This is a genomic window from Azohydromonas caseinilytica, assembly GCF_012927045.1.
GTDB lineage: Bacteria > Pseudomonadota > Gammaproteobacteria > Burkholderiales > Burkholderiaceae_C > Azohydromonas > Azohydromonas caseinilytica.
Genome location: NZ_JABBFW010000046.1, coordinates 1 through 24,074 on the forward strand (window position 1 = coordinate 1; position 24,074 = coordinate 24,074).

Below are 24,074 nucleotides of genomic sequence, written 5' to 3' on the forward strand. Positions count from 1 at the left end.
CAGCTGCTCGGCCGTCACCGTGTAGGCGCGGTCTTCGGTGCCGTTGGCCAGCGTGGCGGGCTCGCCGGTGAGCGCCGGCGCGTCCTCGACGGCGGCCAGCTCCACGGCCAGCGTGGCCGGCGTGGTGGCCCTGCCGTCGCTCACGCCGTAGCTCAGCGTCAGCGCGCCGCTGTAGTCGGCTTCGGGCGTGATGGTCCAGCTGCCATCGGCGTTGCGCACGGCCGTGCCGTGGTCCACCGTCAGCCCGGTCACCGACAGCTCGTCGCCATTCGCGTCCGTGAAGCCTTGCAGCAGCTGCGCCTGCGTCACCGTGTAGGACGCGTCCTCGGTGCCGCCGGCCAGTGCGCCCTGCTCGCCGGTGAGCGCCGGCGCAACGTTCTCGGCCGCCAGCGTCAGGCCCAGCGTGGCCGGCGTGATGGCCTTGCCGTCGGTGACGCCGTAGCTCAGCGTCAGCGGCCCGTGGTAGTCGGCTTCGGGTGTGATGGTCCAGCTGCCGTCGGCGTTGCGCACCGCCGTGCCGTGGTCCACCGTCAGCTCAGTGATGGACAGCGTGTTGCCGTCCACATCCGTGAAGCCCTGCAGCAGCTGCGCCTGCGTGACGGTGTAGGCCGTGTCCTCGGTGCCATCGGCCAGCGTGGCCGGCTTGCCCGTGAGCTCGGGCGCGTCGTTGACGGCGGCCATTTCCACGGACAGCGTGGCCGGCGTGGTGGCCTTGCCGTCGCTCACGCCATAGCTCAGCGTCAGCGGCCCGTGGTAGTCGGCTTCGGGCGTGATGGTCCAGCTGCCGTCGGCGTTGCGCACGGCCGTGCCGCGGTCCACCGTCAGCTCGGTGACGGACAGCGTGTCGCCGTCCACGTCGCTGAAGCCCTGCAGCAGCTGCTCCAGCGTCACCGTGTAGGCCGTGTCCTCGCTGCCCTCGGAGAGCTCGGCCGCCGCGCCGCTGAGTTCCGGCGCATCGTTGACCGCGGCCAGCGCCAAGCTCAGCGTGGCCGGCGTGGTGGCCTTGCCGTCGCTCACGCCGTAGCTCAGCGTCAGCGCGCCGTGGTAGTTAGCCGCCGGCGTGATGGTCCAGCTGCCGTCGGCGTTGCGCACCGCCGTGCCGTGGTCCACCGTCAGCTCAGTGATGGACAGCGTGTCGCCGTCCACGTCGCTGAAGCCCTGCAGCAGCTGCTCCAGCGTCACCGTGTAGGAGGCGTCCTCACTGCCCGCGGAAAGCTGGGCCCGCGCGCCGGTCACGGCCGGCACGTCGTTGACGGCAGCCACTTCCACCAACAGCGTGGCCGGCGTGGTGGCCTTGCCGTCGCTCACGCCATAGCTCAGCGTCAGCGCGCCGTGGTAGTTGGCTTCCAGCTTGATGGTCCAGCTGCCATCGGCATTGCGCACGGCCGTGCCGTGGTCCACCGCCAATGCGGTGACCGACATGGCATCGCCGTCCACGTCCGTGAAACCTTGCAGCAGCTGCTCCGGCGTCACGGTGTAGGTCGTGTCCTCGGTCGCAGCCAACGTGGCCCGCCCACCGGTCGCTGCCGGCGCAGCGTCGTTGACGGCAGCCAGCGACAAGCCCAGCGTGGCCGCTTGGGTGACCGTGCCGTCGGTGACGCCGTAGCTCAGCTTCAGCGCCCCGTTGTAGTTGAGCTCCGGCGTGATAGTCCAGCTGCCGTCGGCGTTGCGCACCGCCGTGCCGTGGTCCACCGTCAGACCGGTGACCGAGAGCCGGTCGCCATCCACGTCCGTGAAGCCCTGCAGCAGCTGCTCCAGCGTCACGGTGTAGGCCGTGTCCTCGCTGCCCTCGGCCAGCGTGGCCCGCGCTCCGGTGAGCTCGGGGGCGTCATTGACGGCAGCCACTTCAACCACGAGCGAGGCCGGCGTCGTGGCCTTGCCGTCGCTCACGCCATAGCTCAGCGTCAGCGCTCCGTTGTAGTTGGGCTGCGGCGTGATGGTCCAGCTGCCGTCGGCATTGCGCACCGCCGTGCCGTGGTCCACCGTCAGGCTCGTGACCGAGAGCCGGTCGCCGTCCACGTCCGTGAAGCCCTGCAGCAGCTGCTCCTGCGTCACCGTGTAGGCCGTGTCTTCGACAGCCGCGGAAAGCTCGGCCTGGGCTCCGGTCAGCGCCGGCGCGTCATTGACGGCGGCCAGCGTCAGGCTCAGCGTGGCGGCGGTGGCGGCCGTGCCGTCGGTGACGAAGTAGCTCAGCTTCAGCGAGCCGTTGTAGTCGGCCTGCGGCGTGATGGTCCAGCTGCCGTCGGCATTGCGCACCGCCGTGCCATGGTCCACCGTGAGACTGCTCACCGACAGCTCGTCACCGTCCACATCGGTGAAGCCCTGCAGCAGCTGCTCCAGCGTCACCCTGTAGCTCGTGTCCTCGGTGCCCTTGGCCAGCGTGGCCTGCTCACCGGTAAGCACGGGTGCGTCATTGACGCTGGCCAGCATCAGGCCCAGCGTGGCCGGCGTGCTGACCGCGCCGTCGCTCACGCCGTAGCTCAGCGTCAGCGGCCCGTGGTAGTTGGCTGCCGGCGTGATGGTCCAGCTGCCGTCGGCGTTGCACACGGCCGTGCCGTGGTCCACCGTCAGCTCGGTCACGGTCAGCGTGTCGCCGTCCGCATCGGCGAAGCCCTGCAGCAGCTGCTCCAGCGTCACCGTGTAGGGCGTGTCCTCGGTGCCCTCGGCCAGCTTGGCCGGGGTGCCGGTGAGCTCCGGCGCGACGTTGACGGCGGCCAGCTCCACGACCAGCGTGGCGGCCGTGCTGGCCTTGCCGTCGCTCACCTCGTAGCTCAGCGCCAGCGCCCCGTGGTAGTTGGCCTGCGGCGTGATGGTCCAGCTGCCATCGGCGTTGCGCACGGCCGTGCCGTGGTCCACCGTCAGCTCGGTCACGGTCAGCGTGTCGCCGTCCGCATCGGTGAAGCCCTGCAGCAGCTGCTCCAGCGCCACCGTGTACGCCTGCCCCTCGGTGCCCTCGGCCAGCCCGGCCGGGGTGCCGGTGAGCTCCGGCGCGTCATTGACGGCAGCCACGTCCACGACCAGCGAGGCCGCCGTGCTGGCCTTGCCATCGCTGACTTCGTAGCTCAGCGTCAGCGGCCCGTTGTAGTTCGCTTCCGGCGTGATGGTCCAGCTGCCATCGTCATTGCGCACCGCCGTGCCATGGTCCACCGTCAGGCTGGTGACCGACAGCGCATCGCCGTCCACGTCCGTGAAGCCCTGCAGCAGCTGCTCCAGCGTCACGGTGTAGGCCGTGTCCTCGATGCCTGCGGCCAGCTCTGCCTGCTCGCCCGTGAGTTCGGGCGCATCGTTGACAGCGGCCAGCTTCAGGCCCAGCGTGGCCGGCGTGGTGGCCGTGCCGTCGGTGACGCCGTAGCTCAGCTTCAGCGCCCCGTTGTAGTTGGCTTGCGGCGTGATGGTCCAGCTGCCGTCGGCATTGCGCGTGGCCGTGCCGTGGTCCACCGTCAGCGTGGTCACCGACAGGGTGTCGCGATCCACGTCACTGAAGCCCTGCAGCAGTTGCTCCAGCGTCACCGTGTAGGCCGTGTCTTCGGTGCCATCCGGCAGCGTGGCCCGCGCCCCGGTGACCGCCGGCGCGTCGTTGACAGCATCCAGCGTCAGGCCCAACGTGGCCGGCGTGGTGACCGTGCCGTCACTCACGCCGTAGCTCAGCGTCAGCGCGCCGTGGTAGTTGGCCTCAGGCGTGATGGTCCAGCTGCCATCGGCATTGCGCACCGCCGTGCCGTGGTCCACCGTCAGTCCGGTCACGAACAGCGTGTCGCCGTCCACGTCCGTGAAGCCCTGAAGCAGTTGCTCCAGCGTGACCGTATAGGACTGGTCTTCGTTGCCGGCAGCCAGCTTGGCCGGGGTGCCGCTGAACTCCGGTGCGTCATTGACAGCGGCCAGCGTCAGGCCCAGCGTGGCCGGCGTGGTGGCCGTGCCGTCGGTGACGCCGTAGCTGAGCGTCAACGGGCCGTTGTAGTTCGCTTCGGGCGTGATGGTCCAGCTGCCATCGGCGTTGCGCACCGCCGTGCCGTGGTCCACCGTCAGCTCGGTGACGGACAGCGTGTCGCCGTCGGAGTCGCCGAAGCCCTGCAGCAGCTGTTCCTGCGTCACCGTGTAGGCCGTGTCCTCGGTGCCATCGGCCAGCGTGGCCTGCTCGCCCGTGAGTTCGGACGCGTCGTTGACGGCGTCCACCTCCACGACCAGCGTGGCCGGCGTCGTGGCCTTGCCATCGCTCACGCCATAGCTCAGCGTCAACGGCCCGTTGTAGTTGCCTTCGGGCGTGATGGTCCAGCTGCCGTCGGCGTTGCGCACGGCCGTGCCGTGGTCCACCGTCAGGCCGGTGATCGACAGCGCGTCGCCGTCCGCGTCCGTGAAGCCCTGCAGCAGCTGTTCCTGAGTCACCGTGTAGGCCGCGTCCTCGGTGCCAGCGGCCAGCTCGGCCGGGGTGCCGGTGAGCTCCGGTGCATCGTTGACGGCAGCCACGTCCACGACCAGCGTGGCCGGCGTCGTGGCCTTGCCATCGCTCACGCCATAGCTCAGCGTCAACGGTCCGTTGTAGTTGGCCTCGGGCGTGATGGTCCAGCTGCCGTCGGCATTGCGCACCACCGTGCCGTGGTCCACCGTCAGGCCGGTGACCGAGAGCCGGTCGCCGTCCACATCGGTGAAGCCTTGCAGCAGCTGTTCCGGCGTGACCGTGTAGGCCGTGTCCTCGGTGCCAGCGGCCAGTTCAACCGGGGTGCCGGTAAGCACCGGTGCATCGTTGACGGCAGCCACGTCCACGACCAGCGTGGCCGGCGTCGTGGCCTTGCCATCGCTCACGCCATAGCTCAGCGTCAACGGCCCGTTGTAGTTGGCCTCGGGCGTGATGGTCCAGCTGCCGTCGGCATTGCGCACCACCGTGCCATGGTCCACCGTCAGGCCGGTGACCGACAGCGTGTCGCCGTCCACGTCACTGAAGCCCTGCAGCAGCTGCGCCGGCGTCACCGTGTAGGACGTGTCCTCGGTGCCCGCAGCCAGCCCGGCCTGCTCGCCCGTGAGCTCGGGCGCATCGTTGACGGCGGCCACGTCCACGACCACCGAGGCCGGCGTCGTGGCCTTGCCATCGCTCACGCCGTAGCTCAGCGTCAGCGGGCCGTGGTAGTTGGCCGCGGGCGTGATGGTCCAGCTGCCGTCGGCATTGCGCACGGCCGTGCCGTGGTCCACCGCCAGGCCGGTGACCGACAGCGTGTCGCCGTCCACGTCACTGAAGCCCTGCAGCAGTTGCGCCGGCGTCACCGTGTAGGCCGCGTCCTCGGTGCCCGCGGCCAGCTCTGCCTGCTCGCCCGTGAGCTCGGGCGCGTCGTTGACGGCGGCCACGTCCACGACCAGCGAGGCCGGCGTCGTGGCGCTACCGTCGCTCACGCCGTAGCTCAGCGTCAGCGGGCCGTTGTAGTTGGCCTCGGGCGTGATGGTCCAGCTGCCGTCGGCATTGCGCACCACCGTGCCATGGTCCACCGTCAGGCCGGTGACCGACAGCGTGTCGCCGTCCACGTCACTGAAGCCCTGCAGCAGCTGCGCCGGCGTCACCGTGTAGGACGTGTCCTCCGTGCCCGCGGGAAGCTGGGCCACGGTGCCACTGATCACCGGCGCGTCGTTGGCGCCCGTGATGGTCACGGTGACGACTTGGGTCGCGCTCTTGCCGCTGCTGTCCGTCACGGTGACGTTGAAGCGCTCGGTGACGGTTTCGCCGGCAGCCAGCTGCTGCACCATGGCGCGGTCCACGTTGTAGGTCCAGGCCACCTGACCGGCGCCGTCACCCGTGGCCACATTGGTGATCACGCCCGTCACGCTGCCGCCCAGCGTGTTGCCGGCCACAGCCGCCACGCTCACCGTGTGCGACTCCTGGATGTCCGCATCGCTGAAGTCCACGCTGCCTCGTGCCGAGAGCGCGGCGCCGGAGCCTTCATCCTCACCCACGGCTGCATCCGTGTGAACGGTGATGCGCGGCGCGGCGCCGTCATCCACCGGATTCACCAGCTTGCCGTCCACCGACAGCAGCAGCTTCTCCATCCTCTCCACCGTCAGTGTCGTGCCGCCGCCGAAGTCGAAGGTGAATTCACGCCCGGCGCCGCTTGACACCTGGTCGCCGCCCGTGCGTGCCACGCTGGCCAGATGCGCCACGTAGCGTGCCACCTCGGACTGCACCCGCGCGCTGGCCCACTCCGCCGCCGTAAATTCCAGCCGCAACGTGTCGATGCCTGTGCCAGCGTTGTAGAGATCGTTGCTGCCGGCGTTTTCGGCAAGGCGATAGATCACCAGGTCGTCACCCGCGCCGGCGTCGATGGTGTCGCTGCCGGCGTTGCCGTCGAGCGTGTCGTTGCCGTTCATGCCGAAGAGCACGTCCTGGCCGCTGCCGCCGTAGACAACGTCGTCCCCGTTGCCGGCATGGACGGTGTCGTTCCCCCCCTGTGCGTAGATCAGGTCCGCGCCGCTGGTGCCGTTGATCTTCTCGTCACTGGCAGATGCCGTGTACGTCGCCATGGTTCATCGCTCCTGTCGGGGTCATCCGACACCGTCAGCCGCAAGCCCAGGGAAAGCCTGCCTCCCGGCGGTGATACGGACCAATTGATACACAAGTGAAAAAACTTTCTCTCAATGTAACTTAGGAAAGTTAGTATTTGCCTTGGTGGCTTCACTTGTCCTGGTTTTCGTGAACCTGTAGGCACCGATGGCAGACAGGCAGGCGCCAGAGTCGTCATGGCGCAATGCCTGGCAGGGCCTACCGCCTGCAGCGTTGAAACGTGATGTCTACCGCGACGGTGGCCGCGCGCACTTGTGCCCCATGGCCCCGCTGCCCGGGCAGGCCCGGCCTGCCGCTTGCAGCACACCAGGCATGGACACCACTTCCCTGCTCTGGGTCGGAGCCCTCATGGCCGTGGCGTTGGGACTGGCCGGCGTCGTGTTGCCGCTGCTGCCGGGCACGCCGCTGCTGTTCGGCGGACTGTGGCTGGCGGCCTGGCTCGACGGCTACTCGCGCGTGAGCATGCTGACGGTCGGGGTGCTGGCCGTGATGGCACTGCTCGCCTGGGTTGCCGACTATGCCGCCGCGGCACTGGGTGTACGGCGCGCCGGCGCCAGCGGCCGCGCCATGGCCGGCGCCGCCATCGGTGCCGTGCTGGGCGCTTTTGCCGGGTTGCCGGGACTGATCGTCGGCCCGGTGCTGGGTGCCATGGCAGGCGAATGGTCGGTGCGCCGCCACGCCGGCCAGGCCACGCGCGCCGGCATCGCCGCGGGCCTGGGCTTCGTCATTGCCGTCGCCGCCAAGCTCGGCCTGGCCCTGGGCATGCTGGGAGTGTTTGCGTTCTCGTACTTCGTCTGACCCGCCATGGTGCGGCGCGTGCGCCGACGGGCTGCGTCGCAAGCAGCAGTTCACAGAGGCCCGCTTGCTCCCACACGACGGCCCGCCGCCTTGATTGCTCGACCGAGCGTGCCCGGCACTCAGATCAGCTCAAGCGTCAAACGGCCATTTGCTGCGCAAGCAACCACCTGACGTGACCTGTACCTGAACTGCGCCAAGTTTGCGGCCACGCCTGCCTGCATTCGTCGGCTGAAGGAAAGGCTCATTCCAACTTCAAATCAGTAATGAAGGAACACCGTTCGCCCTGAGCCTGTCGAAGGGCCTGCGGGCCGGCTGTGCCGGGGGCTTCGACAAGGCTCTCCTGAGCTTGTCGAAGGGCTCAGCCCGAACGGGATTTTTTCGGTGCTGACGAAGAACTGGAATCAAGCTAGAGAAGTTGCTGGTCAAGGACGCCGTTGAGCGTGGATGGCCGGACGAGTTCGGCCTTGCCTCATATGCCCTCGTAGTCGGGCCCGCCGCCACCTTCGAACGTGTCCCAGACGATGTTCTGCGCCGGGTCCTTGATGTCGGAGGTCTTGCAGCGAACCCAGTTCTCCAGTTGCGGCCAGGTATCGAACTAGCTTGCCGATCGTTCGCTTGTGTCCCGAGTTTCGCCGTCAGCCAAGCACTCCAACGAACTCTGGATATACGCAGTGCGATCGTTGACGCAACTCCCGCCCAAGTATTCCCGGTAGACATAGTCGCCATCGAGCAGAACGAGGTCCGACGGAAGTACCCGCTGCGATTCCGGCCGGCTCGAAACGGCATGGCTCATGTAGTCCGTCCATACCGGCAATGCCAGCGTGCCGCCGGTCGCCCGGCCCAGGCTGCGGGGTTGGGCATACCCCATCCAGACAACCGTGGCAACCCCGGACGAGTAGCCAGCAAACCAGACATCCCGGGCATCGTTGGATGTTCCTGTCTTGCCCGCCAGATCGCTGCGATTGAGCACCGCGGCGCCCCGTCCGGTCCCGTGGCGCACCACGTCACGCAGCATGCTGTCCATGACGTAGGCGTTGCGTTTCGAGATCACCCGTGATCGCCGAGCTTCGGTTGCGGCCTCGTACAGCACACCGCCACTGCGCTGGCTGACCTTGTTGATCAAGCGAGGCTCGATGCGATCGCCACCGTTGGCGAACACGGCATACGCCTGCGTGAGCTGCAGAGGAGTGACCGCACCCGCCCCGAGTGCGAGCGGCAGGATCGGCGGGTTGAGCTCCGAAATGAATCCGAAACGGGTGGAGAACTGCTGCACGTAGTGCACGCCCGCCGCCTGCATGAGGTTGACGGCCACCACGTTCTTGGAACGGGTCAAGCCCCGCCTCGCAGAAATGAATCCTTCGTAGTTGTCGCCGTAGTTGCGGGGGCTCCATGCCTTGCGGCCGCGGGCCTGTGGGGTGACCAGGCGCTGGGTGTCGTCGATCAGCGTACCCGGGAAGTAGCCCTTTTCAAGCGCCGCCGAATAGACGAATGGCTTGAAAGTGGAGCCCGGTTGCCGGGTCGCCTGGACCGCATGGTTGAACTCGTTGAGCGCAAAATCGAAACCGCCGGCAAGCGCAAGGATCTCGCCGGAATGCACGTCCACGGAAACCAGCGCGCCTTCCATCTGCGGGAGCTGGCTCAAGCTCCAGCCCTTAACATCATCGTGCGCGACGCGGATCACGGACCCTGGTGCAATGCGGCTTCGAGCCGGCGCGTCAGGCTTGAGCGCCCTGATCATGCTTGCTCCCAGGTTCCGGGCCGGTAAAAGCACTGATGTGCCGTCGCGCAACGCTGCGGTGATGCCGGTGGAGGCGGAAGCCTGCAGCACGACGGCCACGCGCAGTGCGCCACTGTCGCGGTAGGACGCAAGTGTCCTCCGGATTCCTGCGCGATCGCCGATGGCGGGAACTTGCTCCACGCGCCCTTCCGGACCGCCATAGCGTTGCGTGCCCTGCGCATTGAGCAAGCCGGTGCGCAAGGCGCGGGTTGCGGCATGCTGCTCCCCCACGCTGATGGTTGTGACCACATCCAGTCCGAGCGCATAGGCGTTGTCACCATACCAGTCGACGACCAGCTTCCTCGCCTGCTCGACGGCATAGGCGGCAGCAGGGTCCATCGAGCTGTACTGCTGCCTCAGTGCCAGCTTCTCGGCGCGCGCCCTCTGGTACGCCTGCTCGTCGATATGCCCGAGCTCACGCATGCGTTTGAGTATATGCTGCTGGCGGATGAGCGCGCGGTCTCGGTTGACAACCGGGTTGTAGGCGGAAGGTGCTTTCGGCAGTCCGGCCAGCATGGCCGCCTCGGCCAACGTCAGCTCGTCAAGCGTCTTGGCGAAATAGACGGATGCAGCAGCAGCAAAACCGTAGGCCCGCTCCCCCAGATAGACCTGGTTCATGTACAGCTCAAGAATCTTGTCCTTGCTGTAGACGGACTCAAGCTTGTAGGCCAGCAGGATCTCCATCATCTTGCGGCGGTACGTCTTCTCGCGGCTCAAGAAGAAGACGCGCGCGACTTGCATGGTGATGGTGCTGCCGCCCTGGGCATGCTGGCCGGCGGCAAAGTTGCTGACCGCCGCACGCACCAGTCCCGTGAAGTCGACGGCACCATGCGTGTAGTAGTCCGCATCCTCGATCGCCAGCAGAGCTTGCCTGAGCTTGAGCGGCATGCGGTCGATCGGCACAACTTCGCGCCGTTCCTCCCCGTATTCCGCAAGCAAGCTGCCGTCCCTGGCATAGACACGCAGCGGCAGCATGGGCTCGTAGTCCGCCAAATGGTTGACATCGGGCAACACCCGCCACAGCTGGTAGACGCCATAGGCTGCACCAACCGCGCCTGCGAGACACAATCCCAAGGCCAAACCGAGAAGGAGCCTGATGCCGGTGCGGATGCGTGATGTCGTGCCCGGCACGTTGTTCTGGCTCATACCTTCAATTCCTGGCAGCCGGCAACTGCGCCTTGCTGCAAAAACCGTGGCTTGCAGCGGATCTCCGCAACGACTTCGGCCTTGGCCAGCACACGTTCAATGGCACAGGCGGGATCACCTGTCACCTCAGCTCTGGAGCTCAATGGGAACAGACGAAACCAGCCGCCCACTTGCGCGGATTTCGTTGACGCTGCATCGATACGGCGACCATGCCGACGTATTCGGGATGCTGCGTCCAGCCGATGGGAGATGCCTAAGGACCACGGCACGGAGAGTGCCGCCGCCCAGCGTGGTGCCGAAGGCGACCGCGGCAACGCCAAAAACGCCATGTTGCGACGCCCGGCTGCAAGCGCACCAGACATCGCCTCCGCCGCAATGGCGACAACGCAAGTGAAAGTCAGCAAAACTCAGGACGTCTGTAGGCAATGCCCGGCTTCGTCCGGGCATTGAGGCGCCTCTCCCTCTGTCCTTTTACCTGAGAGTTTCAGCTGTCGCAGACAGCCTGCCCCTTCGGTGGGCCGACACTTCAACAGAGTGTTGCGGCCTCTCTCCAGTTGGCGAATTGCTTCTGCGGTTTGGTGTGCCTGAGCGATTATGGGAGCTTGCGCCTTCGGCGGAGGCGAAGGCCTCTCTCTCCCGCAGAACAGGGCCGATTGTCGATGTGGGGGATGCTTCTCGTCAACCAAACGCCCTGGGCGACGGCAATTCCGACAGACGTGTCGCCAGGGCTCTCATGGCCGGAACCATACCCCAATCATCGCCATGGCAGCCGCTCCTTGAAGACGGGCCATGAGCCTGCGCTCCTCGGTAGCTCACTACGTGATCCTGCCGAGGCTCATTTCTGACCAGGACAATTTCTCCAGAGACACGACAACCCGACAGCGGCGTGTGTCCTGGTCACTCCTTGGAATCGTGAGAGCCCGTGAAGCGCGCGGGCCGCTTCTCATTGAGGGCTGCCAGCCCTTCACGGGCGTCGCTGCCGGCGAAGCCCAGCACCTCCAAGGTCAACGAGTGTTCAAACGCCGGCCACGCGGCACGCAGCCAATGGTTGAGGCTGCGTTTGGTGAAGGCCAGCGCCGTAGGGCTGCCCGCGGCCAGCGTACGCGCCACCTCGCGTGCCTTGGCCAGCAGTTCCTCATCGGGTACCGCCAAGCTCACCAGGCCGATGCGCTCGGCCTCGCGGCCATCGATGGCGTTGCACAACAGCAGGTGGTACTTGGCCCGCGCCATGCCGCACAGCAGCGGCCAGATCAGCGCGGCATGGTCGCCCGCGGCCACGCCCAGCTTGGTGTGGCCGTCGATGATCTTGGCGCGGTGCCCGGCGATGGAGACGTCGGCCAGCAGCGCCACGGCCGCGCCGGCACCGACCGCCGCGCCGTTGATGGCGGAAACGATGGGCAGGTCGCAGTCGATCATGCCTTGCACGATGGCACGCCCCTCGCGCATCACGCGCAGCCGCGCGGCCTCGCTGCCGACCATGTCCTGCACCACGTCCAGCGTGCCGCCGGCACAGAAGCCCTTGCCCAGGCTGCGCACGAGGATGCAGCGCACCCGGGGCTCATCGGCCAGCCGCGCCCAGACACTGCCCAACGCCGCATGGCCCGCGGCGTCGGTGGCGGGCATGCCCCCCTCGGGGCCGAAAACCAGCTCCGCCACGCCGTCGTCGCCGACCTCGGCGTACAGGTGGGTGGCGATGTCAATGCGACGGCCCATCAGGTGCTCTCCTTCCAAGTGCGTTGACGCAGCGCCGGGCTGACGCGGTAGCGCTCGCCGCGGTAGTGGGCATCCAGTGAGTCCAGCAGGCGGCTCACGCCAGCGGCACTCCAATTGGCCAACCATTCAAAAGGTCCTTGCGGGTAGTTCACGCCCAGCTTCATGGCCGCGTCGGCCGCATCCTCGTCGCACACGCCCTGGTGCACGGCATCCGCGGCTTCGTTGATCAGCATGGCGATGGTGCGTGCCACCACCAGGCCCGGCGTGTCGGCGATGCGCTGCGCGTTCCAGCCCAGCGCGCACAGCCACTGCCCCGCGGCTTCAGCCCATGCGGTCGAAGCCCTCTGCGACACGGCCCAGGCCAGCACCGCACCGGGCACGCTCGTCAACGGCAGATCGAACACCGCCACCTCCGCACCCAACTGCGTTGCCGGGCGTCCATCGGTGACGCGCAATTGCGCGCCCTGGACTTCCAACCCCGTCCAGTCGCTGTCGGCGCAATGTTGGAAGGACCGGCAGGCCCGGGTCAGGACCTGGCACAGGCGCTCGGCCACTGCGCCGCGTCCGTGCACGCGCAACCTCTCACCCGCAGGCAACGCAACCGCCTCGTACACGGGCACCGTGGGATTGGCCGCTCCCGGCATGTAGTCGTGGAAACCGCACCCGGTCTTGCGCCCCAGCAGACCGCCGTCGACCAGCTCGCGCTGCACCAGCGAGGGCACGAAGCGCTTGTCGAAGAAGTTCGCTTCGTACACCGACTGCGTGACGGCGAAGTTGGTGTCGTGGCCGATGAGGTCCATCAGCTCGCACGGCCCCATGCGGAAGCCCGCCGCGCGCAGGCAGGCATCCAGCACCGCCGGCGCAGCGGCCTGCTCCTGCAGCAGCGCCAGCGTCTCGGCGTAGTACGGCCGCGCGATGCGGTTGACGATGAAGCCCGGCGTGGAGCGCGCGTACACCGGCGCCTTGCCCCAACGCGTTGCGAGCGCATGGATGATGCGGGCCACGTCCGGATCGGTCTGCAGCCCCGACACCACCTCCACCAGCTTCATCAGCGGCACGGGGTTGAAGAAATGCATGCCCACCAGCCGCCCGGGATGCTTCAAGCCGTTGGCGATGGCGGTCACGGAGATCGACGAGGTGTTGGTGGCCAGCACGCAGTCCTCGGCCACGATGGACTCCAGCTGCCGGAACAGCGCCCGCTTGGCATCGAGCTGTTCGACCACCGCTTCGATCACCAGCCGTACCGGGGCTGCGGCCTCCAGCGTGCCAATGGGCTCGATCCGCGAGAGCGTCTCGGCCACGGCTTGCGCCGTGAGCTTGCCCTTGGCCACCACAGCCTCCAGGCTCGTGCCCAGCCGGGCCTTGGCTTCGGTGGCGGCCCCTTCCCGCAGGTCGAACAGCAGCACCGGATGGCCGGCCTGCGCGGCCACCTGCGCGATGCCCGCACCCATGATGCCCGCGCCCACCACCAGCACCGAGGCGCCACGCTCGATCACGAAGCTCATCAGTAGGTCTCCAGATGCAGGCGACCCTCGCGCTTGAGCTGCTGGTGCAGCGGCGCCCAGTCGATGTCGTGCTGCACAGCCACGTCACGCAGCACCTCCAGCACACCGGCCTCCATGCCTTTCAGGCCGCAGACATAGAAGCAGGTGTTCGGGTCCTTCAGCAGCTTGCCGAGGTCGGCGGCGCGTTCGCGCATGGCGTCCTGCACGTAGCGCTTGGGCAGGCCCGGCGTGCGCGAGAAGGCGAAGCTGATGTCGATGAAATCCTTGGGCAGGTTCATCAGCGGCCCGAAGTACGGCAGCTCCTGCTGCGTGCGCGCGCCGAAGAAGAGCATCAGCTTGCCGCTCTCGCCCTGGCCACGGCGGCGCCGCCGGCGCTCCGTCATGGCGCGCATCGGGGCGCTGCCCGTGCCGGTGCAGATCATCACCAGGTGGCTGCCGGCGTGGTTGGGCATCAGGAAAGTGGCACCGAAGGGGCCGATCACCTGCACGGGGTCGCCCTTCTTCAGGTCGCACAGGTAGTTCGAGGCCACCCCGCGCACCGGCCGGCCCTGGTAGTCGGCGGTCACGCGCTTCACGGTCAGCGAGACATTGTTGTAGCCCGGGCGCTCGCCGTCGCGCGGGCTGGCGATGGAGTACTGGCGTGCGTGGTGCGGCCGTCCGTTGGCATCCACGCCCGGCGGCAGGATGCCCAGCGACTGCCCTTCCAGCACCGGGAACGGCAGGTTGCCGAAGTCCAGCACGATGTGGTGCGTGTCGCTGTCGGTGCCGGCGTCCGTCACGCGGTAGTTGCCCGCCACCGTGGCCGTCACCGGATTCTTGTGGGTGTAGAGGTTGACGTAGGGATGCGAGGCCGACCACGGCGGCACCTGCGCGCCGTTGACGGCGTCGGAAAGCGGGCTTTCCTGCACCTGCGGCCCCGCGGCCTCGGCAAGCGTCTCGACGTTCAGGCCCAGCGCCTTTTCCGCCGGCAGCTCGTTCCAGGTCAGCTGCTCCTCGACCGAGTAGGCCTCCAGCCGCAGCACGGTGCGCCAGTTGTCGATGGAGCCCGTGGGGCACGGCGGCACGCAGGCCATGCAGAAGTTGCACTTGCTCGCGTCCACCACGTAGTTATTCGAGTCGTGCGTGATGGCATCGACCGGGCAGGTCTCCTCGCAGGTGTTGCAGCGGATGCAGATTTCGGGGTCGATCAGGTGCTGCTTGAGCACTTCGGGCAGAGGGGCGTTCATGGCAAGGCTCTCCTGCGAGGCAGAAAAAAAGAAAGCCCCTGGCAGCAATGGAACGCGGCCAGGGGCTTGAGGCCGTCAGATCAGCTCAACGGCTTGCGTGTAGCTGCGCGTGCGCTTTCAGTTGAAGCGCACGTACTCGAAGTCGACGGGCTGGCGGTTGATGCCCATGACCGGCGGCGCGATCCAGTTGGCGAACTTGCCGGGCTCGACCACGCGGCCCATGAGCGAAGCGACGAAGGCGCGGTCGGCTGCCGAGGGCAGCCACTCGTCCTGGCGCGCGGCCCACTCGGCGCCGCTGACCACGCGCCCGTCGGGCGTGACGTTGGCGCCGGCCAGCGAGCCGATCTTGCGGTTGAAGGCCTTGTGCGGCGCCACCAGCCGCAACGGGATGCCCGCCTTCTCGATGACCTTGTTCCAGCGGTTCACGCCGCCGATGGAGTCCTTGATGTAGTCGTCGCGCAGCACCTCGTTGAGCGCGTTGAGCAGCGGCACCTCGCGCTCCACCAGCCGCCCGCCGTCGCCGCTCTTCTCCACGCCCAGCACCCGGTAGCTCTGGCCGTGCAGCTGGTGGTCGTCGTCGCGCTTGGTCTCCTCGAAGCGGCCCTTCAGGCCCGAGTTGTAGAAGATGGCCGCGTTGCTCGACTCGTCGGCGCCGAACAGGTCGATGGTCACGCTGAAGTGGAAGTTCAGGTAGCGCTGGATCGTCGGCAGGTCGATCACGCCCGCGGCGCGGATCTTGGCCGGGTCGTCAGTCTTGAGCTGGTTCATCACCTCGCAGGTGCGCGCGATCACGCGCGACACCCCCGACTCGCCCACGAACATGTGGTGCGCCTCTTCCGTCAGCATGAACTTGGTCGTGCGCGCCAGCGGGTCGAAGCCGCTTTCAGCCAACGCGCACAGCTGGAACTTGCCGTCGCGGTCGGTGAAGTAGGTGAACATGTAGAAGGACAGCCAGTCCGGCGTCTTCTCGTTGAAGGCGCCCAGGATGCGCGGGTTGTCCGCGTCGCCCGAGTTGCGCTGCAGCAGCGCGTCGGCCTCCTCGCGCCCGTCGCGGCCGAAGTACTTGTGCAGCAGGTACACCATCGCCCACAGGTGCCGGCCCTCCTCCACGTTGACCTGGAACAGGTTGCGCAGGTCGTACTGGCTCGGGGCGGTCAGGCCCAGGTGGCGCTGCTGCTCCACCGACGCGGGCTCGGTGTCGCCCTGCGTCACGATGATGCGGCGCAGGTTGGCGCGGTGCTCGCCGGGCACGTCCTGCCACGCCGCCTCGCCCTTGTGCTCGCCGAAGTTGACCTGCCGCCCCTCCTCCTTCGGGTTCAGGAAGATGCCCCAGCGGTAGTCGGGCATCTTCACGTGCCCGAACTGCGCCCAGCCCTGCGGATCGACGCTGATGGCCGTGCGCAGGTACACGTCAAAGCCCTGCGAGCCCTCGGGGCCCAGGTCGTTCCACCAGTTGAGGTAGTTGGGCTGCCAGTGCTCCAGCGCGCGCTGCAGCGTCTTGTCTTCCGACAGGTTGACGTTGTTGGGGATCTTCTCGCTGTAGTCGATGCTGGACATGGCGCTGTCTCCTGGAATGTCGTGGGATGTAGGGGCGTCGGATTCAGACGCGGTTCATGTCGAACTGGGCCTTCTCGCCCTTGCCGTAGAGCTTGAGCGCGCCCTTGTCGCCCACGGCGTTGGGGCGCTGGAAGATCCAGTTCTGCCAGGCCGTGAGCCGGCCGAAGACGCGGGTGAGCATGGTCTCGGGGCCGTTGAAGCGCAGGTTCGCCTCCATGCCGGTGAGCGCGTCGGGCGACATCGCCGCGCGCTCCTCGATGGCCAGGCGCACCTCGTCGGCCCAGTCAATGTCGTCGGGGTTGGAGGTCACCAGGCCCAGCCCGAAGGCCGCATCGGCGTCCAGCGGCTGGCCCAGCTGCGCGCGCACCGCCTGCAGCGCCGGCGCCTCGTCGTAGAAGCGGCGGCCCAGCCGCGACTGGTTCGTCGCCATCGGGAACAGGCCGAAATTGCTCTCGGTGACGGTGAGCTTCGGCGCCGCGGCTTCGTCATCGGGCTGCGCCAGCATGTAGCTGCGGTCGCACGCCAGCGCCAGCTCCAGCAGCGGCCCGGCGAAGCACGAGCCCGGCTCGATCAGCGCGAATAGCGTGCGCGAGGACACGTCCAGCCGCGAGAACACGCGGCGCAGCAGGCCCGTGGTCTCGCGCACCAGCCAGTGGCCCTGGTTCGCCTGCAGCACCGCGTCCACCGCCAGCACGCCTTGAGCATCGCCCGCGGTCTTGAGCAGCCAGGTGCCGATCTCGGGCTCGTTGGTGCGCATGGACAGAATCGCGTCGTCCAGTTCGCGCGCCATCTGCAGCGGCCACCAGGCGATACCCGCGGCTTCGATGCCCGCCACGTCCGTCGGCTGGGCTTGGCTCGGCGCGCTGACCGTGAAGGTCGCGGCGCGGCGGGCGCGGTCGATCTCCACCGTGACGAAGCCGTAGCGCAGCGCGTCGGCTTCGATCACGCGCTGCAGCGGCACCAGCGTCACGCCCTGGGCGCTGGCCGGGCGGTCGCTCTGCTCAGCCAGTTGCTGCGCACGTTCGTGCACGCGCTGGGCAAAGGCGGCGGGCTTGACCACCTCGTCCACCAGGCGCCAGTCCTTGGCCTTCTGGCCGCGCACGCCCTCGGTGGTGGTGCAGAAGATGTCGGCCAGGTCGTGGCGCACCTTGCGCTTGTCGGTGACGCGCGTCAGGCCGCCCGTGCCCGGCAGCACGCCCAGCAGCGGCACCTCCGGCAGGCTCACCGCCGATGAGCGGTCATCGACCAGGATGATCTCGTCGCAGGCCAGCGCCAGCTCGTAGCCGCCGCCGGCGCAGGCGCCGTTGACCGCGGCAATGAACTTCAGGCCCGAGTGCGCGCTGGAATCCTCCATGCCGTTGCGCGTCTCGTTGGTGAACTTGCAGAAGTTCACCTTCCAGGCATGGCTGGAGACGCCCAGCATGAAGATGTTGGCGCCCGAGCAGAAGATGCGGTCCTTGGCGCTGGTCACGATCACGCTGCGCACCTGCGGGTGCTCGAAGCGGATGCGGTTCAGGGCGTCGTTGAGCTCGATGTCCACGCCCAGGTCGTAGCTGTTGAGCTTGAGCTTGTAGCCCGGGCGGATGCCGGCGTTCTCGTCGATGTTCAGGGTCAGGGTCGCGACCGCGCCTTCGGTCTTGAGCGACCAATGCTTGTACTGCGCGGGGTTGGTCTGGTAGTCGACTCGGGCGTTGACGGCATCTGCGTTCATCGGGGCTCCTGTGAGGCCGTTACGGCCTTTGCATGCAACATCATGCAGTTGCGATGTTGTGCATCATAGTGCTACCCCGAGTCACGTCAACCACAAAAAGGTACTTTAATGCATGATATGGGGTAAATACCGAGTCCTGTTTCAACCGCCCTTCCCGAGCTGCAAGGCCTCGCGCAGGGTCGAGAGTGCTTCGGGCACCGTCTTGCCGCCGGTATCGACGGTCACGTCGGCCTTGCCGTAGAAAGGTGCGCGCTCCGACAGGATTCGGCGCAGGTCGTCCATCGCCTCGGCGTTGCCAGCCATGGGCCGAAGGTCCCCCTGCTCGATCACGCGGCGCATGTGCTCGGCCGGCGTGGTGCGCAGCCACGCCGTGCAGCAGTGCGACAGCAGCAAGTTCAGCGTGGCCGGGTCGGACACCAGGCCACCGGGCGCGGCGATGACGGCATCCGGATAGAGCTGGATCACCTCCTCCAGGGCGCGGCGCTCGTAGCGCCGATAGGCCAGCGGCCCCAGCAGGTTGTGGATCTCCGACAGGCCACAGCCGGCCACGCGCTCGATCTCGCGGTTGAGCTCGACGAAGGGCACGTCCAGCTCGTCGGCCAGCAGGCGCCCCAGCGTGGTTTTCCCGGCGCCGCGCAACCCGACCAGCGCGATGCGCGAGTGCCGTTGGCCGGGCTGACCATACAGGCCGGCCAGCGCCAGGCGGGCGCGCCGCAGCTCCGCGTCATCGCGGCCCTGCAGCAACTCGCGGATCAGCAACCGCTCCGGCAAGTGGGCCTCCTCATCGCCGAGCAGGTCCAGCAACTCGCAGTCCAGCGCCCGCGCCACCTGGCGCAGCACGAGCACCGACGGATTGCCCACACCCGCCTCCAAGTTGGCCAGGTGGCGCTCCGACACGTCGCTGACCAGTGCCAGGGCGCGCCGCGCCCAGCCCTTGCGCGCGCGCAGCGAGCGCACCCTTTCACCCAGCACGGTCAAGAACGGGTCGCGTTGCGACACCTGGCGCTCATGCGCTTGATCAGTGTGCATATCCATGGTTTGTCGGTGTTTACCCGATACATGCATTATGTTGCTTGACCAGGAACAATGATGCCTGTAACTTTGAAGCATGCACTTTAATTCCACTACCGGGTTCACCCGCAGTGGAGTCCGTTTCAAGCCATGCCTTTCAACAGCGACATGTCTCCTGAACGTTTCCAGGACCTGGTGGCCTCGCTCACCGCCACGCTCGAAAGCCGGCCGCTGCCCCAGGGTGCCATCGAGTTCAGCCGCGGCTGACCCGGCTTGCGCCTGCATCACTCAAAGAGGAATCCATGACCGAACTGTTGAAGAACCTCGTCCACGGCGAGTGGGTGGCCGGCCAGGGCACGGGCACGCCGCTGTTCGACCCCGTCACGGGCCAGGAACTGGTGCGCGTCTCCAGCCAGGGGCTGGACCTGCCCCGCGCCTTCGCCTTCGCCCGCGAGCGCGGCGGCGCCGCGCTGCGCGCCATGAGCTACGGCCAGCGCGCCGCCATGCTGGGCGGCCTGGCCAAGGCGCTGCAGGCACATCGCGAGGCCTACTACGAGATCGCGACCGCCAACTCCGGCACCACGAAGGCGGATTCCGGCATCGACATCGACGGCGGCCTCTACACGCTGGGCCAGTACGCGCGCTGGGGCGCCGCGCTGGGCGATGCCCGGGCGCTGCTCGACGGTGCGTCCGTGCCGCTGGCCAAGGATGGCGTGTTCCAGTCGCAGCACCTGCTCGTGCCCACGCGCGGCGTGGCGCTGTTCATCAACGCCTTCAACTTCCCCGCCTGGGGCCTGTGGGAGAAGGCCGCGCCGGCGTTGCTCTCGGGCGTGCCGGTGATCGTCAAGCCCGCCACCGCCACCGCGTGGCTGACACAGCGCATGGTGGCCGACGCGGTGGCCACGGGCTTGCTGCCCGAAGGCGCGCTGTCGGTGGTCTGCGGCAGCTCCGCCGGGCTGCTGGAGCAACTGCAGCCCTTCGACGTGCTGTCCTTCACCGGCTCGGCGCAGACGGCCGCCTTGATCCGCTCGCATCCCCAGGTCGTGGCCAACTCGGTGCGCGTGAACATCGAGGCCGACAGCCTCAATGCCGCGCTGCTGATGCCCGACGCCACCGCCGGCAGCGAAGCGATGCAGCTCTTCGTGCGCGAGGTGGTGCGCGAGATGAGCATCAAGTCCGGCCAGAAATGCACCGCCATACGCCGCGCGCTGGTCCCCGCGGCGCTGTACGAGGCCGCGACGCAGGCCATCGCGGCCAAGCTGGCCGGCCTCACGGTCGGTGACCCTCGCAACGAGTCGGTGCGCATGGGCGCGCTGGTGAGCCGCGAACAGTTCGAGGGCGTGCGCGCCGGCATCGAGGAATTGAAAGCCCAGACCCGCGTGGTGTTCGACGGCAGCACCCAGCCGCTGGTGGATGCCGATCCGGCGGTGGCGGCCTGCATCGCGCCCACGCTGCTGGCCTGCGACGACCCCGACCACGCCGACCTCGTGCACCGCGTGGAGGTGTTCGGGCCGGTAGCCACGCTCATGCCTTACCGCGACTTGGCGCATGCGCTGTCGCTGGTGGCGCGCGGCGAGGGCTCCCTGGTGTGCTCGGTCTACGGCGACAACGCCGCGAGCCTGGCGCAGGCCGCCACCGAGCTGGCCGCCTGCCACGGCCGCGTGCACGTGGTCAGCCCCGCGGTGGGCGCGACGCACACCGGCCACGGCAACGTGATGCCGCACTCGCTGCACGGCGGCCCGGGCCGCGCCGGCGGCGGCGAGGAGCTGGGTGGCCTACGCGCCCTGGCCTTCTACCACCGCCGTGCCGCGGTGCAGGCCGAGGCGGCCGTGGTCCAGGCGCTGGGCGCGCTGCCGCTGAGCCACTGAGCGCCGCCGGCCCCGGCACCGCACGCCGCGCCGACAAAACACTTCAGGAGACAAGACCCCATGAGCAGCTTCACCGCGCCACCGGCGCGCTTCAACTTCGCGCAGCACCTCATCGCGGCCAACACGGGCCGCGCCGGGAAGGCGGCCTACATCGACGATGTTGGCGCGTTGTCCTATGGCGAGCTGGCCGAACAGGTGCGGCGCGTCGCGTCGGGACTGACCGCGCTGGGCGTGCGCCGCGAGGAACGCGTGCTGCTCCTGATGCACGACTGCAGCCACTGGCCGGTGGCTTTCCTGGGCTGTCTGTACGCGGGCGTGGTGCCCGTGGCCGTCAACACGCTGCTCACCGCCGACGACTACGCCTACATGCTCGAACACAGCCGTGCGCAGGCCGCCCTGGTGTCCGGCGCGCTGCTGCCCACGCTGCAGGCGGCCATGGAGCGCTCGGCGCACGAGATCCGGCAACTGGTGGTCTCGCGTGGTACGTCCCTGCCCAGCGGCGTCCTGGACTTCGACGCCTGGGTCGCGGCCCAGGCGCCGGCGGCGACCTTTGCCGACACGGTGCCCGACGACATCGGCTTCTGGCTCTACTCCTCCGGCTCCACCGGCCGCCCCAAGGGCACGGTGCACACCCACGGCAACCTGTACTGGACGGCCGAGCTCTACGCCCGCCCGGTGCTGGGCCTCACCGAGAACGACACCTGCTTCTCCGCCGCCAAGCTGTTCTTCGCCTACGGCCTGGGCAACGGCCTGAGCTTCCCGCTGTCGGTGGGCGCCACGGTGGTGCTCATGGCCGAACGCCCCACGCCCGAGGTGACTTTCAAGCGCCTGGTCGAGCGCCAACCCACGGTGTTCTTCGGCGCGCCCACGGGCTACGCCGGCATGCTGGCCTCGCCCAAGCTGCCCGGCCGCGAGCAGGTGGCGCTGCGGCTGTGCTCGTCGGCCGGCGAGGCGCTGCCGCGCGAGATCGGCGAGAAGTTCAGCGCCCACTTCGGCGCGCAGATCATCGACGGCATCGGCTCCACCGAGATGCTGCACATCTTCCTTTCGAACCGCCCGGGCGACGTGCGCTACGGCACCAGCGGCAAGCCCGTCGAGGGCTATGAGGTGGAACTGCGCGACGAGAACGGCCACGTCATCACCGGCACGGAGGAAGTCGGCGACCTCTACATCCACGGGCCCAGCAGCGCGCTGATGTACTGGAGCAACCGCGACAAGAGCCGCGAGACCTTCCGCGGCGCCTGGACCAAGAGCGGCGACAAGTACTACCGCGACGCCGACGGCTACTACGTCTACGCCGGGCGCAGCGACGACATGCTCAAGGTCAGCGGCCAGTACGTCTCGCCCTTCGAGGTCGAGTCCACGCTGATGCAGCACCCGGCGGTGCTGGAAGCGGCCGTCATCGGCGTCAACGACGACAACGGCCTCACGCGCGCCAAGGCCTACGTGGTGCTCAAGAGCGAGGGCGACGGCGGCGAGGCCATGGCCGAGGCGCTGAAGGACTTCGTCAAGCGGCAGCTCGCGCCGCACAAGTACCCGCGCCAGCTCGTGTTCGTGCCGGAGCTGCCCAAGACCGCCACCGGCAAGATCCAGCGATTCAGGTTGCGCGAGGCGCAGGCCCAGGCATGAGCGCCTCCACCGCGAACCGCGGCTTCGTCGAGCTGCGTGCGGCTGACCGTGACCTGCGGTTGGAGTTCGCCTGGGTCGGCAGCGAAGCACCGGGTGCCCCGCTGCTTGTCTTCCTGCACGAGGGCCTGGGCTCCGTGGCCATGTGGAAGGATTTCCCCGCGCAACTGTGCGCCGTGGTGGGCGCGCGGGGCCTGGTCTACTCGCGTCCCGGCTATGGCTACTCCACGCCGCGCCCCCACGACGAGCGCTGGGGCCTGGATTTCATGCACCTCCAGGCGCAGCAGGTGCTGCCGGCGCTGCTCGATGCGCTGGGCGTGCGGCAGCCCTACTGGTTGTTCGGCCACAGCGACGGCGGCTCCATCGCCCTGATCCACGCCGCCACGTTCGCGCCACGGGTGGCCGGCACCGTCGTCATGGCGCCGCACATCCTGGTCGAGGAATTCGGCCTGCGAAGCATCCGTGAGGCGCGCCGGGCGTATGTCGAAGGCGACCTGCGCGCGCGCCTGGCGAAGTACCACGCGGACGTGGATTCGGCCTTCTGGGGCTGGAACCGGATCTGGCTGGACGACGGGTTCCCGCGCTGGTCCATCGAGGCGCTGCTGCCCGGCATCACCGGGCCGGTGCTGGCCATCCAGGGCCATGACGACCCCTACGGGACCATGGCCCAGATCGACGGCATCGCCCGTGCCCTGCCGCGGACCGAGCTTCTGAAGCTTCCCGGGTGCGGCCATTCGCCGCACCGTGACCAGCCCGCGGCCGTGATCGCCGGCACGCGGGCCTTCCTGCAGCAACACCTGACGGAGACGACGCGATGAGGCCCAGCTTTCCGCTCGGTGCCCTGGCCACGGCCGCGCCGGGCAACGCCATCGACAACGGCTTGGGCCTGCGCGTGCAGGAACAGGGCGGCCGGCTCGCCGGGCGCGAGATCGAGTTCGTGAAGGTGGACCACGAGGGCGACCCGTCCAAGGCCACCGACAGCGTCAACAAGCTCATCAAGCCGTGAAGGCGCGGGCTGGCCCGGACCGCAGCTGCCAGCTGCGGCACGCCCGCGCGTCGGCCCGCTCCTCCTGCCGCCGGGCCCGCTGCGGCATCGGTCCAGGGATGCCTTTGCCATGGACATCGCCACCCTGCTTTCCCCACGCTGTGGTGCTGGCGCCCCGCGCAACGCCGAGCAGCCCACCGGGCAGAAAAAGGCTTGGTACCAGCCGATCGTGGACCAGACCTCGCGGTCCAGCCTGATGAAGCGCTACGGGACCATCGAGGAGCAGGCGGGCTCAATCCTGTTCCTGGCCTGCGATGAGGCCACCCGCATCACCAGCGTGACGCTGCCCGTGGGCAGCGGCGAGCTGGCTTGACGACCACTACCCCATAGGCCCGCGCAGCGCGGGCATGGACACGACCCGGGATCGGAGCTTCGCCGGGGCGCCGCCTGCAAGGCTGAAGCTCACTCCCGACACACCACCACCAGGAGACAAGACCATGAGACAGATAGACGTCCACAAGATCGCCGACGAGGCCCGCTTCAACGGCTTCCACGGCCTGGTGCTGTTCTGGTGCGCGCTCATCATCATCTTCGACGGCTACGACCTCGC

At 68.2% G+C, this 24,074-nt stretch carries 12 protein-coding genes, 3 pseudogenes and 1 riboswitch; of the genes and pseudogenes, 6 read left to right on the top strand and 9 right to left on the bottom strand.

Annotated elements, in window-relative coordinates:
• Window positions 1–6,501, bottom strand: a 6,501-nt coding sequence (locus tag HHL10_RS28590; RefSeq protein ID WP_169163839.1) for a cadherin-like domain-containing protein, incomplete at its 3' end; no start/stop codon positions are given.
• A gap of 352 nt (window positions 6,502–6,853) precedes the next feature.
• Here HHL10_RS28590 and HHL10_RS28595 point away from each other — a divergent pair.
• A complete protein-coding gene (locus HHL10_RS28595; protein ID WP_169163840.1) occupies window positions 6,854–7,339 on the top strand; it encodes a DUF456 domain-containing protein in 486 nt (161 codons plus the stop codon).
• A 469-nt stretch (window positions 7,340–7,808) separates the two neighbouring features.
• Here the strand turns inward: HHL10_RS28595 and HHL10_RS28600 are convergent.
• From HHL10_RS28600 to HHL10_RS28635, 8 genes and pseudogenes are all read right to left on the bottom strand, one after another.
• A pseudogene (locus HHL10_RS28600) lies at window positions 7,809–7,913 on the bottom strand (4Fe-4S dicluster domain-containing protein); the annotation flags it as partial.
• A gap of 21 nt (window positions 7,914–7,934) precedes the next feature.
• Entirely contained in the window at window positions 7,935–10,262 is a 2,328-nt protein-coding gene (locus tag HHL10_RS28605; RefSeq protein WP_169163841.1) for a penicillin-binding protein 1A, read from the bottom strand.
• Between the two features lie 561 nt (window positions 10,263–10,823).
• A riboswitch (glycine riboswitch) is annotated at window positions 10,824–10,911 on the bottom strand.
• A gap of 248 nt (window positions 10,912–11,159) precedes the next feature.
• Window positions 11,160–11,975 (bottom strand): enoyl-CoA hydratase/isomerase family protein, encoded by an 816-nt coding sequence (locus HHL10_RS28610; protein ID WP_169163842.1) that lies wholly within the window; start codon window positions 11,973–11,975, stop codon window positions 11,160–11,162.
• Window positions 11,975–13,480 (bottom strand): 3-hydroxyacyl-CoA dehydrogenase, encoded by a 1,506-nt coding sequence (locus tag HHL10_RS28615; RefSeq protein WP_169163843.1) that lies wholly within the window; start codon window positions 13,478–13,480, stop codon window positions 11,975–11,977. The genes HHL10_RS28610 and HHL10_RS28615 overlap by 1 nt, the downstream gene beginning before the upstream one ends.
• Window positions 13,480–14,706 (bottom strand): benzoyl-CoA 2,3-epoxidase subunit BoxA, encoded by a 1,227-nt coding sequence (gene boxA / locus HHL10_RS28620; protein WP_169163844.1) that lies wholly within the window; start codon window positions 14,704–14,706, stop codon window positions 13,480–13,482. The genes HHL10_RS28615 and boxA overlap by 1 nt, the downstream gene beginning before the upstream one ends.
• A 117-nt stretch (window positions 14,707–14,823) precedes the next feature.
• Window positions 14,824–16,263, bottom strand: coding sequence for a benzoyl-CoA 2,3-epoxidase subunit BoxB (gene boxB, locus HHL10_RS28625; RefSeq protein ID WP_169163845.1), 1,440 nt, complete (start codon window positions 16,261–16,263; stop codon window positions 14,824–14,826).
• A gap of 43 nt (window positions 16,264–16,306) precedes the next feature.
• Window positions 16,307–17,974, bottom strand: coding sequence for a 2,3-epoxybenzoyl-CoA dihydrolase (gene boxC / locus HHL10_RS28630; protein WP_169163846.1), 1,668 nt, complete (start codon window positions 17,972–17,974; stop codon window positions 16,307–16,309).
• A gap of 141 nt (window positions 17,975–18,115) precedes the next feature.
• Window positions 18,116–19,009, bottom strand: coding sequence for a helix-turn-helix transcriptional regulator (locus HHL10_RS28635; RefSeq protein WP_375138994.1), 894 nt, complete (start codon window positions 19,007–19,009; stop codon window positions 18,116–18,118).
• A 278-nt stretch (window positions 19,010–19,287) separates the two neighbouring features.
• On the opposite strand from HHL10_RS28635, the gene HHL10_RS28640 reads away from it, so the two are divergent.
• The 5 genes and pseudogenes from HHL10_RS28640 to benD all read left to right on the top strand — a co-directional run.
• Window positions 19,288–20,853 (top strand): 3,4-dehydroadipyl-CoA semialdehyde dehydrogenase, encoded by a 1,566-nt coding sequence (locus tag HHL10_RS28640; protein WP_169163848.1) that lies wholly within the window; start codon window positions 19,288–19,290, stop codon window positions 20,851–20,853.
• A 60-nt stretch (window positions 20,854–20,913) separates the two neighbouring features.
• A complete protein-coding gene (locus HHL10_RS28645; protein WP_169163849.1) occupies window positions 20,914–22,482 on the top strand; it encodes a benzoate-CoA ligase family protein in 1,569 nt (522 codons plus the stop codon).
• On the top strand, window positions 22,479–23,297 hold the full coding sequence (locus tag HHL10_RS28650; RefSeq protein WP_169163850.1) for an alpha/beta fold hydrolase: 819 nt from the start codon (window positions 22,479–22,481) through the stop codon (window positions 23,295–23,297). Before HHL10_RS28645 ends, HHL10_RS28650 begins: the two co-directional genes overlap by 4 nt.
• Before the next feature lie 29 nt (window positions 23,298–23,326).
• Window positions 23,327–23,479: pseudogene (locus HHL10_RS28655) on the top strand (ABC transporter permease); the annotation flags it as partial.
• A 160-nt stretch (window positions 23,480–23,639) separates the two neighbouring features.
• A pseudogene (gene benD / locus HHL10_RS28660) lies at window positions 23,640–23,837 on the top strand (1,6-dihydroxycyclohexa-2,4-diene-1-carboxylate dehydrogenase); the annotation flags it as partial.
• Window positions 23,838–24,074: the final 237 nt, after the last annotated feature.